Consider the following 15,307-nt stretch of genomic DNA (forward strand, 5'->3'; position numbering starts at 1 on the left):
ACATGTATGCTCAGATGGTCAAATCCGAAGCGGCCCAGGAGGATCCGGAACAGCTGGCGGCCTTTCAGGCGCGCATCGACGCCGGCGAAAAGATCGAGCCCAAGGACTGGATGCCCGAAGGCTACCGCAAGACGCTGATCCGCCAGATCGGCCAGCATGCACATTCCGAAATCGTCGGCCAGCTGCCCGAGGGCAACTGGATCACCCGCGCACCGACGCTGGAGCGCAAGGCGATCCTGCTCGCCAAGGTGCAGGATGAGGCCGGCCATGGTCTTTACCTGTATTGCGCGGCGGAAACCTTGGGCGTGTCGCGTGACGAGTTGACCGAAATGCTGCTGGATGGGCGAATGAAGTATTCGTCGATCTTCAACTACCCGACGCTGAACTGGGCCGACATCGGCGCAGTGGGCTGGCTGGTCGATGGTGCTGCGATCATGAACCAGGTGCCGCTGCAACGGACCTCCTTTGGCCCCTATTCCCGCGCGATGATCCGGATCTGCAAGGAAGAGAGCTTTCACCAGCGCCAGGGCTATGACGCCATCCGCAAGATGGCGGAAGGCACGCCCGCACAGAAGAAGATGGCCCAGGATGCGCTGAACCGCCTGTGGTACCCGTCGCTGATGATGTTCGGCCCGTCCGACAAGGATTCTGTCCATTCCGCCCAGTCGATGGCCTGGAAGATCAAGATGAACACCAATGACGAGCTGCGCCAGAAATTCGTCGATCAGACCGTGCCGCAGGCCGAATATCTGGGCCTCAGCGTCCCCGACCCGGATCTGAAATGGAACGAGGAGCGCGGCCATTATGACTACACCGATCCGGACTGGAGCGAGTTCTTTGAGGTGATCAAGGGCAACGGCCCCTGCAACACCGACCGTCTCGCGGCCCGCAACAAGGCCTGGGATGACGGTGCCTGGGTCCGCGACGGCCTCTTGGCACATGCCAAGAAGAAGGCCGCACGCCGACACGCCGCCGAATAACCCCCAGCCTTCCGGCGCTTCATCAGTTTTCGGACATTGCAGCGGCGCCCCCTCAGCCAGGAGGATTTGAGACATGAAAAACGAATGGCCCCTCTGGGAAATCTTCATCCGCGGCCAGCACGGGATGAGCCACCGCCACGTCGGCTCCCTGCATGCCCCGGACGCCGAGATGGCGATCAAGAACGCCCGCGACGTCTATACCCGCCGCAACGAGGGCGTGTCGATCTGGGCGGTCGAGGCCAACCACATCGCCGCGTCATCTCCCAGCGACAAGGGCCCGCTTTATGAGCCGTCGGAAAGCAAGGTCTATCGTCACCCGACCTTCTTTGACATCCCCGACGAAGTGGGGGCCATGTAATGACCACCCCGACAATCAAGAGCCCGGCATTTGCCCAGTTCCTGCTGCGGATGGGCGACAACCCCCTGATCCTCGGCCATCGGATCAGCGAATGGTGTGGCCATGCACCGGTGCTGGAAGAAGACATCGCGCTGGCCAATACCGCGCTGGACATGATCGGCCAGACTCGGATGTGGCTTGGCCTTGCTGCTGAAGTACAGGGAGACGGAAAATCCGCCGACGATCTTGCCTTCCTGCGCGACGCCTGGGAGTTCCGCAACCTGCTGCTGGTAGAGGTGCCAAACGGTGATTTCGGCCGCACCCTGATGCGCCAGTTCCTGTTTGATGCCTGGCATGCGATCCAACTGGGCCGGCTGATGAAATCCGCAGATGAGCGGGTCGCCGCGATTGCCGAGAAGGCCTCGAAAGAAGTGGCTTACCATCTGGAGCGCTCTGCCGACACCGTGGTGGGCCTGGGCGATGGCACCGAAGAAAGCCATCGCCGGATGCAGGAGGCTTTGGACTATCTGTGGCCCTATGTAGGCGAGATGTTCCAGTCCGACGATGTGGACGCAGAGATGGTCACGGCGGGCATTGCCCCCGATCCAGCCTCCTTGCGCGTTGAATACGACGCGCTGATCTCCCGCATCCTGACTGAGGCAACACTGACCATTCCGCAAAGCCGTTTTGCCCACAAGGGCGGCCGCACCGGTGCGATGCATACCGAGCATCTGGGCCATTTGCTGACCCAGATGCAATGGCTGCAGCGCGCCTATCCCGGCGCCACGTGGTAAGGCCACGGCCATCGCAATCCCGGGCGCCCCTCCTTTGGGCAAAGCTGAAGCCCTCCCGCGGGGGAGGTCGGGGGCTGCCCAGCCTATCGTCCGGGCGACACAGCTAATGAGGGCAACCGCATGCGCCAGGTAACAACTCAGCCCAGCACCACCCGGATCTGGGAGTGGCTTGACGCTGTGCCCGACCCGGAGATCCCGGTGATCTCGCTGGTGGACCTTGGCATTATCCGCGATGTGGCCTGGGAGAGCAGCACGCTGGTGATCACCGTCACCCCGACCTATTCCGGCTGCCCGGCAACCTCGGTGATCAATATGAATATCGAAACTGCCCTGCGGGACCGCGGCATCGAAGATCTGAAACTGAAAACGCAGATTTCACCTGCCTGGACCACCGACTGGCTGTCCGAAAAAGGCCGCACCAAGCTGGAGGATTACGGCATCGCCCCGCCCCAGCCCGCAGGCGGCCCCGAGAAATGCCCGCATTGCGGCAGCCCGCATGTCACCAAGGTCAGCCAGTTCGGCTCGACCCCCTGCAAGGCCCACTGGCGCTGCCAGAACTGCCTGGAACCCTTTGATTATTTCAAGTGCATCTGAGGAGACCCTGATGGCGCGCTTTCATGACCTAGAAGTCACCGACGTCCGCAAGACCATCCGCGATGCGGTGGTTGTGACCCTGAAGCCCGCGGGTGGTGCAACTGAGGAATTCGACTTTACCCAAGGCCAGTATCTGACCTTCCGCCGCGACTTTGACGGCGAGGAATTGCGCCGCAGCTATTCGATCTGCGCCGGCAGAGACGAAGGCATCCTGCAGGTCGGCATCAAACGCGTTGACGGCGGCGCATTTTCGACCTGGGCCAATACCGAGCTGAAAGCGGGTGATACCCTGCAGGCGATGCCGCCGATGGGCAGCTTCTTCACCCCGATCAATAGCGCGGCCGAAACCCATTATCTGGGTTTTGCCGGCGGCTCCGGCATTACGCCCGTGCTGTCGATCCTCAAGACCACGCTGGCGGCGGAACCCAGCTCCGCCTTTACGCTGGTCTACGCCAACAAAGGCGTCAACACGATCATGTTCCGAGAGGAGCTGGAGGATCTGAAGAATCTCTACATGGGCCGGTTCAACATGATCCACGTGCTGGAATCGGATGCGCAGGAAATCGACCTGTTCACCGGCCTGGTGACCGAAGAAAAATGCGCTCAGCTGTTCGCCCATTGGATCGACATCCAATCGGTCGACACCGCCTTTATCTGCGGGCCTGAACCGATGATGCTGGGCATCGCCAGCGCTCTGCGCACAGCAGGTCTCAGTGACGGCCAGATCAAGTTCGAACTGTTCGCTTCTGCTCAGCCGGGCCGCGCGAAACGCAAGGCCACCGCCGTGGACGCAGGCACCAGCGCCAACCAAACCAAGGCTGCGATCACCCTGGACGGTGCCACCCAGACCATAGAGATGGGCAAGGATATGACCCTGCTGGACGCCGCGCTGGAAAACGCGATGGATGCGCCCTATGCCTGCAAGGCCGGGGTCTGCTCCACCTGTCGCTGCAAGGTGCTGGCCGGCGAAGTCGAAATGGTCGCCAACCACGCGCTGGAGGATTACGAGGTCGAGAAAGGCTATGTGCTGTCCTGCCAGGCCTACCCGGTCACTGACAACGTGGTGGTCGATTACGACCAGTAACGCCTGCTTTTGGGAGATGAGACCATGGCGGATGACATGAACATCGAGACTTATCTGGCCCAGGGCGGCGTGCTGAGCAACCCGTCCAACGTGCCGCCGCGATATCGTGCCGAGCTGATGAAAATGATGGCGACCTTTGTCGACAGCGAGCTGGCAGGCGCTGCCGGTTTTGCCGACATCATCAACAAAGGCCCCGGCATCAAGGCACGCATCGCCGCCGCGAAAATCGTGCTGGAGAAATCCGACAGCGCTGAAAAGGTGCTCCGCATCATGGGCGACTTCGGTGCCGATACCGAACGCTATGCCGACCACCATCCCTGGACCGCCCGGCTGGAACGGGACGCGGACATCGGTCAGACCCGCAGCAAGCATGACATGCGGCTCGCGGTGTTCATTTACCCGCTAGAGGGCTGGGCCGACGCGGTGGTGATGAACCTCCTCATGGGCAGCGCGGTTGCCGTGCAGCTGCAGGAGCTGAGCCATGTTTCCTACCAGCCGCTGGCCGAAGCCTTCCGCGCTATCCAGCCCATCGAAGCGCATCACGCCGAATTGGCGGCGGAAGGGCTGATGGTGCTGGCAGAGACGCCGGAGGCCGGTGCTTTGCAGGCGCTGGCGGATTACTGGTGGCCGCGGGTCGCCGCCAGCTTTGGCTCCGGGAGTTCGCATAAGTTCGAGGTCCTGAAGGCCATGGGTCTGCGCCATACTCCCAATGCGGAATTGAAAGCCCGCTGGGAAAATACCGTCACGGCCGTTCTGGACAAAGCCGGCCTGAAGCCGACCGCTTGACTTCGTCCAGAAGCCTTCGCACAGGCACCAGCGCAGCGCCTTGCCGCAGCCACGTTGACCCATTCCAGCTTCCGCCACCCAGTGCTGGAGAGCGCAGTGGTGAACGCCAAGGCCGACTGCTTTTGTCCAAGTAACACCCGGATGCTGCGGAAGGCGCGCAGCATCCGGGCTCGCAACCTGCTGGTGCAGGTGCTAGTGCTGGACGCGACGGGCAATGTGACAGAAACAGCCACTACCAAGGTCTTCGAGGTCCACAATGGCAAGGATTTCATTCCAATCACCATCGTCACATCCTGCCAGAATGCTCCCGCCCGTTCCGGGTTTGCAAGCAAACCGGCTGCACGGTTGGGCATGGCACCGTGCAGCCGCACGGTGCCGCGCCGCGCGATTGCGCGGCGCGCGGGCCCAGGGCGCCCAGGGGTTTCCGGCGCCCCCCGAAGTACCGGCCGGCCCCGGCCCCCCCCCCCGGGCCCCGCCCCGGGCGCGCGCCCCCCCCGCGGCCCAAGGCCGCCAAGGGTGTTCCGGCGCAGCCGGAAGATCCTGCGGGCGCGGGAGCGCACCAGGCAGGCACGTCTGGCCGCCTGCACGTCTAGGGCCAGAAAACGCCGGGTTAACGGTGCTTTGGCTCTATTGCCTGATGGCGCCTCATGCGCCATGATCCGCGGTGCAACAACGAGAGAGCAAAGATGCGCAAATTCCTTGTGGTCCTGGACGACAGTCGCGAATGCCTGAATGCCATGCGCTTTGCAGCGATGCGGGCTGCGCATACCGGTGGAGGTGTGATTATCCTGTCGGTCATCCCGCCGGATGAATTCAACCATTGGATCGGCGTCGGCGAAGTGATGCGCGAGGAAGCACGCGAACGCATCCACGCTCATTTCGAAGTTTTCGCCAAATGGATGCGCGACCGCCAAGGCGTGGACCCGGAACTGGTGATCCGCGAGGGTGAGCCGGTGCCGGAAATCCTCGACCATATCGAGGCTGATCCGGAAGTCGGCGTCCTGGTGCTTGGAGCCGGCACTGGCCGCAAGGGACCGGGGCCGCTGGTGACCCAGCTGACCAAGAACTCGGGGGCCCTTCCGGTCCCGGTCACGATCGTTCCAGGCGATCTGAGCAAAGAGAAGCTGGAAGCAATCACCTGAGGGAAGGCAGGAGCAGAAGCGATGAGTGGCAGAATTGCATTCTGGTTCGACTTCGCCTCGACCTATTCCTATCTCAGCGTGATGCGGATCAGTGAATTGGCCGCCAGCCGCCAGATTCAGGTCATCTGGAAGCCGTTTCTGCTGGGACCGATTTTCGCCGCTCAGGGCTGGAACACGTCCCCCTTCAATGTCTATCCCGCCAAGGGCCGCTATATGTGGCGCGACATGGAACGGATTTGTGCGTCACGCGGCCTGCCCTTCTGCCAGCCCGCCGCGTGCCCGCAGAACGGGCTGATGGCGGCGCGGCTGGCTCTGGCTGCCGGACAGGACAGCATCGAAGCCTTTGCGAAATCCGTGTTTCAAGCGCAGTTTGGCGATGGCGCAGACATTGCAGAACAGACTGTCCTGCAAGACTGCCTACGCCGCGCGGGTTTGGATCAGGACCTTATGCTGCGGGCGCAATCCAGCGAAATCAAAGCAGCCTTGCGGGCGCAGACAGATGCGGCCAGTGCAGCGGGCATTTTCGGTGCGCCCAGCTTTACCAGTGGCCGGGAATTATTCTGGGGCGACGACCGTTTGGAGCAGGCTTTGGAATACGCCGGCGCCACATCAACTTAGAATCGTTCCAAATCTTGACTTGGCGGGCTGCAAGGCGCATATCGGGGGCACGCTTAACGGAGACCCGACATGTTCATTCAGACTGAATCCACGCCCAACCCGGCGACGCTGAAATTCCTGCCGGGCCAGACCGTTCTGGAAGTCGGCACCGCTGACTTCCCCAGCGCAGACGCCGCGGGCAAGTCGCCGCTGGCCTCCCGCATCTTTGCGGTTGATGGCGTGACCGGCGTGTTCTTCGGCAATGACTTCGTGACTGTAACCAAAGCGGACGGTGTCGAATGGGACCACATCAAGCCTGCTATTCTGGGCGCGGTGATGGAACATTACCAGTCCGGCCAACCGGTGATGGCGGACGGCTCTGAAAGCCCAGCGTCGGGTCATGCGGAACACACCGGTGAGGATGCCGAGATCGTCAACCAGATCAAGGAACTGCTGGACAGCCGGGTGCGCCCGGCAGTGGCCCAGGACGGCGGCGACATCACGTTTCACGGCTTTGACCGCGGCGTCGTTTACCTGCACATGCAGGGCGCCTGCGCCGGCTGCCCGTCCTCGACGCTGACACTGAAGATGGGCATCGAGAACCTGCTGCGCCATTACATCCCGGAAGTCACCGAGGTGCGCCCGGTTGCTGTCTGAGCCCCTGCGAAAGGACTTCCCATGACGTCCGAACCGCTGGTTCTGGGATTTGACACTTCGGCCGCGCATTGCGCGGCCGCTTTGCTGCGCGGTGATGCAGTGCTGGCCTCCCGGCTGGAGGAAATGTCGCGCGGCCAGGCCGAACGGCTGATGCCGCTCTTGGAGGAGGTGCTGGCCGAGGGAAGTGCCACATGGGCCGATCTTGATGCCATTGGCGTGGGTATTGGCCCCGGCAATTTCACCGGCATCCGCATTGCGGTCTCTGCCGCCCGCGGGCTGGCACTGGGGTTGGAGGTTCCGGCCGTGGGCGTCGACGGGTTTGAGGCCCGCACCGCTGAGGGGTCTTTGCCCGCTGTGCCCGCCCCGCGCGGCCAGGTCTATGCCGCCCTGCCCGGGGAGGCACCGCGTCTGATGCCCCACCAGGAAGCCGAAGACGCCGCCCGCGGTGACGGGCTAGCCTTTGCGCCCGAGGCAAGCCCTGCAACAATCGCCGAAACCGTTGGGCGAATCGCTGCAGGGCGCTTCAGAACCACGACGGAGCCGCCTGCCCCCCTGTACCTGCGCGCAGCTGACGCCGCGCCTTCGAGCGATCTGCCGCCGGCTCTGATTGATGAGTGATCCGCTGACGCCTGCGCAAATGGCCGCAACCCACGCCGCGGCCTTCACCCAGTCGCGCCCCTGGTCTGCACAGGAGTTTGCCACGCTGCTGGATAGCCCGCTGGTGTTTGCCACCGGTGACGCCCGCTGTTTTTCCCTGCTGCGCGTAATCGCGGATGAGGCCGAACTGCTGACCATCGCCACTGATCCCGCCTATCAGCGCCAAGGCCTGGCCCGGACCTGCATGTCCGACTGGGAAACACGGGCCCGCGCATGCGGCGCTGCCGAAGCCTTCCTGGAGGTGGCCCAGGACAACGCGCCCGCCCAAGCGCTTTACCGCACTTGCGGATTCGCGGAATGCGGGCGCCGGACGGGATATTACCGCCGCATGGATGCCAATCCGGTGGACGCAATCCTGATGAGAAAAGCCTTGCGCTAGGCCAGTTGCGCGGATTTCGCACCAAATGGTCAAAAAGCGGTTGACCCCCTCCCTGCCCTGCAGGCTAAATTGCCGCACCCTCTTAGGCCTGAACAGGGCCGGGCAGCGGACGATCCCCGCTGCATCCAACAAATAATGACAGTGGGAGTTAACCTGATGACCCTGATGAAACCGCTGCTGCTGGGCGCAGCCGCAACGCTGGCCCTGACCGCAGGTGCCGCACTTGCGGAACCCGCCCTGATCTTCGATCTGGGTGGCAAATTCGACAAGAGCTTCAACGAAGCCGCGCATAGTGGTGCCCAGCGCTGGGCCGAAGAGACCGGCGAAAGCTACCGCGAAATCGAGCTTCAGTCCGAAGCCCAACGTGAGCAGGCGCTGCGTCGCTTTGCCGAGGCTGGCGCCAACCCGATCGTGATGGTCGGCTTTGCCTTTGCTGATGCGCTGGGGCAGGTGGCTGCTGATTACCCGGAAACCAAGTTCACCATCATCGACATGGTGGTTGAAGGCGACAACGTGCGCTCGGTTGTCTTTAACGAACACGAAGGTTCGTACCTTGTGGGCATGATGGCTGCCATGGCATCCAAATCGAACACCGTTGGGTTCATCGGTGGCATGGACATCCCGCTGATCCGCAAGTTCGCCTGCGGCTATGCCGAGGGCGTCAAGGCCGCCAACCCCGACGCCGCAGTGATCGCCAACATGACCGGCACAACCCCGGCGGCCTGGAATGACCCGGTCAAAGGCTCGGAGCTGACCAAGGCACAGATCAGCCAAGGCGCAGATGTGGTGTATGCCGCGGCTGGCGGCACCGGTGTGGGCGTGCTGCAGACCGCAGCCGACGAAGGCATCCTGTCGATCGGTGTGGACAGCAACCAGAACCACCTGCATCCGGGGAAAGTGCTGACCTCGATGACCAAAAAGGTCGGCAACGCTGTGTTTGAAGCCTTCACTGATGGTGTCGACATGGAAACCGGCTTCTCTGTCATGGGTCTGGCCAATGGCGGTGTCGGCTATGCCATGGACGAGCACAATGCACCGCTGGTCTCTGCCGAGATGCAGGCGGCCGTGGATGATGCCGCAGCCAAGATTGCCTCGGGCGAGATCAAGGTACATGACTACATGTCCGACGACAGCTGCCCTGCGCTGAGCTTCTAAGAAGAAAGCCTCAGGCCATGACGGATTCACTTCATATTCTGTTTTCGGCCTGGGGCGACCCATCGCCCGAAACGCGTGCCGCAAAATCAGACGCGGCCCTCGGGCCAGATTTTTATTACTCCGATCCCAACACCCCCGTCCCCATCACCACCCGCGATGCCTATCTGCATTACCTTGCGCGGTTCAGCGCAATGATGCCCAAAGGCAGTGCCAAAATCGTTGCCGTCTCTGAACACCACGGCCATGCACGCGCCACGGTGGATTTCGAAAAGGACGGCAAACGCATGATGCGCAGCCAGTATTTTGCTGACCTGCAGGACGGCAAGGTGGTACGGCTGATCGGATTTACAGGCATGGGAGAGCCCGATTGACCGCCCCCGCCATTGAACTCAAAGGCATCTCCAAGGCTTTTGGCCCGGTCCAGGCAAACAAGGACATTTCCATCAGCGTCGCCCCCGGCACCATTCACGGTATCATCGGTGAAAACGGTGCGGGCAAGTCGACGCTGATGTCGATCCTCTATGGGTTTTACAAGGCCGATTCAGGCGAGATCTGGATCAAGGGCAAAAAGACCGCGATCCCTGACAGCCAGGCCGCCATTGCCGCAGGTATCGGCATGGTATTCCAGCATTTCAAGCTGGTGGAGAATTTCACGGTTCTGGAAAACATCGTACTGGGTGCCGAGGACAGCGGCATGCTGATGCCGTCGCTGCGCCGCGCCCGCAAGGAACTGAAGGCGCTGGAAGAGGAATACGAGTTGTTCGTCGATCCCGACGCCCGTATCGACGAGATTGGCGTCGGCATGCAGCAGCGCGTAGAAATTCTAAAGGCGCTGTACCGCAAGGCGGAGATTCTGATCCTGGATGAACCCACCGGCGTACTGACCCCGGCTGAGGCCGACCAGCTGTTCCGCATCCTCGACCGGCTGCGCGCCGAGGGAAAGACCATCATCCTGATCACTCACAAGCTGCGGGAGATCATGGAATACACCGACACCGTCTCTGTCATGCGGCGCGGCCAGATGACCGCGACCGTCAAAACAGCCGAGACCAGCCCAGAACATCTGGCGGAGCTGATGGTGGGCCGCAAGGTGCTGCTGCGTGTCGACAAGGTAGCCGCCCAGCCCGGCGCCCCGGTCCTGGAGATCGAGAACCTGCGAGTCGTGGACAGCGCCGGCGTCGAACGCGTCAAGGGCATCGACCTGACTGTGCGTGCTGGCGAGATCGTGGGCATTGCCGGCGTCGCAGGCAACGGCCAGTCGGAACTGCTGGAAGTGTTGGGCGGCATGCGTCACAGCTCTGGCAGCATCAAACTGCATGGGGCCCCCCTGCCACTGCATGGTCACGGCTCGGATGCCGCTGCCCGGCGCGCCGCCCATATCGGCCATGTGCCAGAGGACCGCCAGCGCGAAGGTCTGATCATGGACTTCCACGCCTGGGAGAACGTCGCCTTTGGCTATCACCGCGATCCGGCCTATCAAAGCGGGCTGTTGATGAACAATGCGGCCCTGCGTGCCGACACGGAAGCCAAGATAGAAAAATTCGACGTGCGCCCGCCCGATCCCTGGCTGGCCGCCAAGAGTTTCTCTGGTGGTAACCAGCAGAAAATCGTGGTGGCGCGTGAGATTGAGCGCAACCCCGACCTTTTGCTGATCGGCCAGCCGACACGAGGTGTCGACATCGGCGCTATTGAATTCATTCACAAGCAGATCGTCGAACTGCGCGACCAGGGCAAAGCGATCCTGCTGGTCTCAGTCGAACTGGAAGAGATCCTGTCGCTATCCGACCGGGTGGCAGTGATGTTTGACGGCGTGATCATGGGCGAACGCCCAGCAGATCAGACGGACGAAAAAGAACTGGGCCTCTTGATGGCCGGTGTCGCGGGGGAGGCCGCGTAAATGGAAAAAATGCCGAAATGGGCCGATGTGGTGCTGATCCCGTTGATCAGCCTGATCCTGGCCGCACTCTTGTCGGCCCTGGTGATCCTCGGGATCGGCGAAGACCCGGTGGCCGCGGTCAAACTGATGGTCGATGGCGCCCTGGGCTCCACCTATGGCTGGGGCTACACGCTCTATTACGCCACCAATTTCATGTTTACCGGCCTGGCTGTGGCGGTTGCCGCCCATGCGGGCCTGTTCAACATCGGCGGTGAAGGCCAGGCGATGCTGGGGGGGCTGGGCGTGGCTGTGATCTGCCTGTTCATTCCCTGGCCGCACTGGTCGCTGGCGCTGATCTTTGCCGCCCTTGGTGCGGGTCTGTTCGGTGCTGCCTGGGCTGCCATTCCGGCCTATCTGCAGGCCAAGCGTGGCAGCCATATCGTGATCACCACCATCATGTTCAATTTCATCGCAGCAGCGGTGCTGAACTATGTGCTGGTGAACCTTCTGCGCCCCGAAGGCTCAATGGACCCTGCCACTGCCCGTTTCCCTGAAACTGTGCATCTGCCCTCCCTGCATGAGCTGCTGGCCCCGGTTGGCATCGCGTTTTCGAAGTCCGCTCCTGCTAACGTCAGCCTGCTGGTCGCAATCGGTGCTTGCCTGTTTGTCTGGCTGCTGATCTGGCGCACCCCGCTGGGCTACGAAATCCGCTCTCTGGGCAAATCGGAGCCGGCTGCGCGTTATGCCGGCATTTCCTCAGTCCGCACCATCATGATTGCCATGCTCATTTCCGGTGCGCTGGCCGGCATGATGGCCGTGAACAACGTGATGGGCGAAGCAGAACGACTGGTACTGAACGCCACCGAGGGTGCAGGCTTCATCGGCATTGCGGTGGCCCTGATGGGACGCAACCATCCCTTTGGCGTGTTTCTGGCCGCGATCCTTTTTGGTTTCCTCTATCAGGGCGGCGCCGAACTGGCGCTGTGGACCTCGATCCCGCGCGAGTTGATCGTGGTGATCCAGGCCCTGGTGATCCTGTTCACAGGCGCGCTCGACAACATGGTCCGGATGCCGCTTGAGCGGGTCTTTCTGGCGATGCGGAAGGGGCAGAACTGATGGATTTCCTGACGATCATCCAGCTTCTGGACTCCACCGTCCGTCTGGCGACACCGCTGCTGCTGGCCTGCCTTGCCGGTCTGTTCTCGGAGCGCGCAGGCATTTTCGACATCGGCCTGGAAGGCAAGATGCTGATGGCGGCCTTTTTCTCCGCCGCGGTCGCCGCCGTCACCGGCAACGTCTGGCTGGGCTTGCTGGCTGGCATCGGCTCGTCGCTCTTGCTGGCCGGGCTGCACGGGGTTGCCTCGATCACGTTCCGCGGCAACCAGCTGATTTCCGGTGTGGCAATCAATTTTCTGGCCGCTGGCATGACGGTGCTGATTGCCCAGGACTGGTTCCAGCAGGGCGGCCGCACCCCCTCGCTGATCGGTGGCGGGCGGTTTACCCCGTTTGACCTGCCGTTTGCCGAAAGCCTTTCCGGCGTGCCGGGACTGGGCCCGGTCTATGCTGAACTGCTCTCTGGCCATTCGGTCCTGGTCTATATTGCATTCCTGGCCGTGCCCGCGACCTGGTGGGTGCTGTTCCGCACCCGCTTTGGCCTGCGCCTGCGCGCTGTGGGCGAAAACCCTGCTGCGGTTGATACCGCCGGCGTCTCGGTTGTCGGCCTGCGCTATGCAGCCGTCCTGATCTGCGGCCTTTTGTGCGGCATTGCCGGTGCCTATCTGGCAACCGCACTGCAAGCAGGTTTCGTCAAGGACATGACCGCCGGACGCGGTTTCATTGCGCTGGCGGCCCTGATTTTTGCCAAGTGGCGACCCTGGCACGCAATGGGGGCCTGTCTGCTGTTCGGCCTGCTGCAAGCCGTCGCCCTGCGCTTTCAGAACATCGAGCTGGGCGGCATCACCATCCCGGTGCAGGCAATGGACGCTTTGCCCTACGTGCTGACAGTGGTGATCCTGGCCGGTTTTGTCGGCAAGGCGATCCCGCCCCGCGCTGGTGGCGAACCCTATGTGAAAGAGCGCTGAACCGCACATCAACCTCAACTCTACACCCGGCCCTGCGCCGGGTGTTTCCGTTCCGGCTGGCGGTCTTTGGAACAAACGAAATACGCCGTGCCGTTCTGCTCTATGCGCAGGGCGCCTTGCTCTTAGGTCCAAACCGCCTCACTTTATCGATCCTGGTCTGTGCAATGTCGCCAGGCCGGTTGACCACCTGCGGCTTACTTGCTGTAAGGCCGCTATGCATATTTTCCTCCCCATCGCCGAAGTCTCGGTCAATTTCATGCTGCTGCTGGGCATCGGTGGTGCGGTTGGCGTGCTGTCAGGCATGTTTGGCGTTGGCGGCGGCTTCCTGATCACACCGCTCCTGTTCCTGATCGGCATCCCGCCGGGAGTGGCCGTGGCCACATCCGCCAATCAAGTGGTGGCCTCATCCGTTTCTGGTCTGATGGCACATTTCCGGAACCGCTCGGTGGATCTCAAAATGGGGTATGTGCTCCTGTGCGGCGGTCTTGCGGGTGCGGCCTTGGGGATGGTGGTCTTCAACCGGCTCAAGCAGCTGGGTCAGGTCGATCTGGCAGTGCAGCTTTGCTACGTGCTGTTTCTCGGCGTGATCGGCGCATTGATGTTTGTCGAAAGCATCAATGCTATCCGCAAGTCCCGTCAGGCCGGAGCCCCCCCGTCCCGAAAGCGGCGGCAGCGCTCCTGGATCCATGCCCTGCCCTACAAGATGCGGTTCAAGGCGTCCGGGCTCTACATATCAGTGCTTCCGCCTGCTCTGGTCGGCTGTGGCGTTGGCATTCTATCGGCAATCATGGGGGTCGGCGGCGGTTTCATCATGGTGCCTGCGATGATCTACATCCTCGGCATGCCCACCAAGGTGGTCATCGGCACCTCGCTGTTCCAGATCATCTTTGTCGCTGGCTTTACCACAGTGATGCACGCTACAACCAACCACACCGTGGATGTCGTGCTGGCGCTGTTTCTGTTGATCGGAGGTGTCGCTGGCGCCCAGCTCGGCACAGTGATTGGCGCCAGGCTCAAGGCGGAACAGCTGCGCGTGCTTTTGGCACTTCTGGTGTTGTCGGTCTCTGTCAAAATCAGCTTTGAGCTGCTGCTGCAACCGGCTGACCTGTTTACCCTGACGGTGCTGAGCCTGCCCTGACTGCCGGATAAACGGCCTAGCCGGGAATTTCTATAAGTCCAGTTTGCAACGGCAAATCAGTCCTGTGCGCTGCAGAGCGGCATAGATCATTGATTTTTGACATCACTGCGGTTTAACAAAGAACATGCAGATATACCTTCCCATAGCTGAGGTCTCAGTGAATGCCTTCCTTCTCCTGGGTCTCGGAGGAATGGTCGGCGTTCTCTCGGGCATGTTCGGAGTAGGCGGCGGCTTTCTTATGACGCCGCTTCTGTTCTTCATCGGCATCCCGCCGGCCGTGGCAGTGGCCACCGAAGCGAACCAGATTGTCGCGTCTTCCTTCTCTGGCGTGCTGGCGCATTTCCGAAGGCGCACGGTGGATATCAAAATGGGGATGGTCCTGCAGGTCGGCGGCCTGATCGGCGCGGCACTGGGGGTGGTGGTGTTCAACCATCTCAAGGCGCTTGGCCAGGTCGATCTGCTGGTCAAGCTCTGCTATGTCGTGTTCTTGGGCGTGGTCGGCGGGCTGATGTTCATTGAAAGCCTCAACGCCATCCGCAAGTCCAAGAAAACGGGCGGCGCCGCCCCTGCAGCGCACCGCCAGCGCGGCTGGATTCATGCGCTGCCGTTCAAGATGCGCTTTCGCACCTCCGGCCTTTACATCTCAGTGATCCCGCCAATTCTAGTCGGTGTCTGCGTGGGCATTCTGGCCGCCATCATGGGGGTCGGCGGCGGCTTTATTATGGTGCCGGCAATGATCTATATCCTCGGCATGCCGACCAAAGTGGTTGTCGGGACGTCGCTGTTCCAGATCATTCTGGTCACCGGTTTCACCACGATGCTGCACGCCACAACCAATTATACCGTCGACATTGTCCTGGCAGTGCTGCTGCTTATTGGCGGTGTGATCGGCGCCCAGATCGGCACGCGTATCGGGGTGTACATGAAGGCAGAGCAACTGCGCATTCTGCTGGCTCTGATGGTGATCGCTGTCTGCGCCAAACTGGGCCTTGACCTCTTGCTGCAACCGGCTGAGCTGTTCTCGCTCGGCGACACTGGAGGCCACTGACC

The 15,307-nt window shown here is 61.8% G+C and carries 18 protein-coding genes; all 18 read left to right on the plus strand.

Features of this window, described 5'->3' with window-relative positions:
• Nucleotides 1-2: 2 nt before the first annotated feature.
• The 18 genes from paaA to ACP151_RS15170 all read left to right on the plus strand — a co-directional run bounded on the left by paaA (nucleotide 3) and on the right by ACP151_RS15170 (nucleotide 15,305).
• On the plus strand, nucleotides 3-980 hold the full coding sequence (paaA, locus tag ACP151_RS15085) for a 1,2-phenylacetyl-CoA epoxidase subunit PaaA (protein ID WP_424979732.1): 978 nt from the start codon (nucleotides 3-5) through the stop codon (nucleotides 978-980).
• A 73-nt stretch (nucleotides 981-1,053) separates the two neighbouring features.
• Nucleotides 1,054-1,338, plus strand: coding sequence for a 1,2-phenylacetyl-CoA epoxidase subunit PaaB (gene paaB, locus ACP151_RS15090; protein ID WP_424979733.1), 285 nt, complete (start codon nucleotides 1,054-1,056; stop codon nucleotides 1,336-1,338).
• Complete coding sequence (gene paaC, locus ACP151_RS15095; protein WP_424979734.1) at nucleotides 1,338-2,111, plus strand: 1,2-phenylacetyl-CoA epoxidase subunit PaaC; 774 nt, start codon at nucleotides 1,338-1,340, stop codon at nucleotides 2,109-2,111. Before paaB ends, paaC begins: the two co-directional genes overlap by 1 nt.
• 120 nt (nucleotides 2,112-2,231) lie before the next feature.
• Nucleotides 2,232-2,705 (plus strand): 1,2-phenylacetyl-CoA epoxidase subunit PaaD, encoded by a 474-nt coding sequence (gene paaD / locus ACP151_RS15100; RefSeq protein WP_424979735.1) that lies wholly within the window; start codon nucleotides 2,232-2,234, stop codon nucleotides 2,703-2,705.
• A 10-nt stretch (nucleotides 2,706-2,715) separates the two neighbouring features.
• Nucleotides 2,716-3,789, plus strand: a complete 1,074-nt coding sequence (locus ACP151_RS15105) for a 2Fe-2S iron-sulfur cluster-binding protein (RefSeq protein WP_424979736.1) — start codon at nucleotides 2,716-2,718, stop codon at nucleotides 3,787-3,789.
• 24 nt (nucleotides 3,790-3,813) lie between these two features.
• The gene (locus ACP151_RS15110; RefSeq protein WP_424979737.1) at nucleotides 3,814-4,575 is read left to right on the plus strand and encodes a Phenylacetic acid catabolic protein; all 762 of its coding nucleotides are present in this window, start codon (nucleotides 3,814-3,816) and stop codon (nucleotides 4,573-4,575) included.
• A 686-nt stretch (nucleotides 4,576-5,261) separates the two neighbouring features.
• Nucleotides 5,262-5,717 carry a universal stress protein gene (locus ACP151_RS15115; protein WP_424979738.1) on the plus strand — a complete coding sequence of 152 codons (456 nt, stop codon included), beginning with the start codon at nucleotides 5,262-5,264 and terminating at the stop codon, nucleotides 5,715-5,717.
• A gap of 21 nt (nucleotides 5,718-5,738) precedes the next feature.
• A complete protein-coding gene (locus tag ACP151_RS15120) occupies nucleotides 5,739-6,335 on the plus strand; it encodes a 2-hydroxychromene-2-carboxylate isomerase (RefSeq protein WP_424979739.1) in 597 nt (198 codons plus the stop codon).
• Nucleotides 6,336-6,404: 69 nt separating this feature from the next.
• Nucleotides 6,405-6,971, plus strand: coding sequence for a NifU family protein (locus tag ACP151_RS15125; RefSeq protein WP_424979740.1), 567 nt, complete (start codon nucleotides 6,405-6,407; stop codon nucleotides 6,969-6,971).
• Nucleotides 6,972-6,992: 21 nt separating this feature from the next.
• Nucleotides 6,993-7,589, plus strand: a complete 597-nt coding sequence (gene tsaB / locus ACP151_RS15130; RefSeq protein ID WP_424979741.1) for a tRNA (adenosine(37)-N6)-threonylcarbamoyltransferase complex dimerization subunit type 1 TsaB — start codon at nucleotides 6,993-6,995, stop codon at nucleotides 7,587-7,589.
• 19 nt (nucleotides 7,590-7,608) lie between these two features.
• The gene (locus ACP151_RS15135) at nucleotides 7,609-8,007 is read left to right on the plus strand and encodes a GNAT family N-acetyltransferase (protein WP_424979742.1); all 399 of its coding nucleotides are present in this window, start codon (nucleotides 7,609-7,611) and stop codon (nucleotides 8,005-8,007) included.
• A 156-nt stretch (nucleotides 8,008-8,163) separates the two neighbouring features.
• On the plus strand, nucleotides 8,164-9,162 hold the full coding sequence (locus tag ACP151_RS15140; RefSeq protein ID WP_424979743.1) for a BMP family lipoprotein: 999 nt from the start codon (nucleotides 8,164-8,166) through the stop codon (nucleotides 9,160-9,162).
• Nucleotides 9,163-9,179: 17 nt separating this feature from the next.
• Nucleotides 9,180-9,533: a nuclear transport factor 2 family protein gene (locus tag ACP151_RS15145; RefSeq protein WP_424979744.1), complete on the plus strand. Its 354-nt coding sequence runs from the start codon at nucleotides 9,180-9,182 to the stop codon at nucleotides 9,531-9,533.
• Nucleotides 9,530-11,059 (plus strand): ABC transporter ATP-binding protein, encoded by a 1,530-nt coding sequence (locus ACP151_RS15150; RefSeq protein ID WP_424979745.1) that lies wholly within the window; start codon nucleotides 9,530-9,532, stop codon nucleotides 11,057-11,059. Before ACP151_RS15145 ends, ACP151_RS15150 begins: the two co-directional genes overlap by 4 nt.
• The gene (locus ACP151_RS15155) at nucleotides 11,060-12,154 is read left to right on the plus strand and encodes an ABC transporter permease (protein WP_424979746.1); all 1,095 of its coding nucleotides are present in this window, start codon (nucleotides 11,060-11,062) and stop codon (nucleotides 12,152-12,154) included.
• Nucleotides 12,154-13,119: an ABC transporter permease gene (locus tag ACP151_RS15160; protein WP_424979747.1), complete on the plus strand. Its 966-nt coding sequence runs from the start codon at nucleotides 12,154-12,156 to the stop codon at nucleotides 13,117-13,119. The genes ACP151_RS15155 and ACP151_RS15160 overlap by 1 nt, the downstream gene beginning before the upstream one ends.
• A gap of 214 nt (nucleotides 13,120-13,333) precedes the next feature.
• Nucleotides 13,334-14,257 (plus strand): sulfite exporter TauE/SafE family protein, encoded by a 924-nt coding sequence (locus tag ACP151_RS15165; protein ID WP_424979748.1) that lies wholly within the window; start codon nucleotides 13,334-13,336, stop codon nucleotides 14,255-14,257.
• Between the two features lie 124 nt (nucleotides 14,258-14,381).
• Nucleotides 14,382-15,305: a sulfite exporter TauE/SafE family protein gene (locus ACP151_RS15170; protein WP_424979749.1), complete on the plus strand. Its 924-nt coding sequence runs from the start codon at nucleotides 14,382-14,384 to the stop codon at nucleotides 15,303-15,305.
• The last annotated feature ends 2 nt before the right edge of the window (nucleotides 15,306-15,307 follow it).

The sequence above is a fragment of the Leisingera sp. S232 genome (assembly GCF_049800895.1).
GTDB lineage: Bacteria > Pseudomonadota > Alphaproteobacteria > Rhodobacterales > Rhodobacteraceae > Leisingera.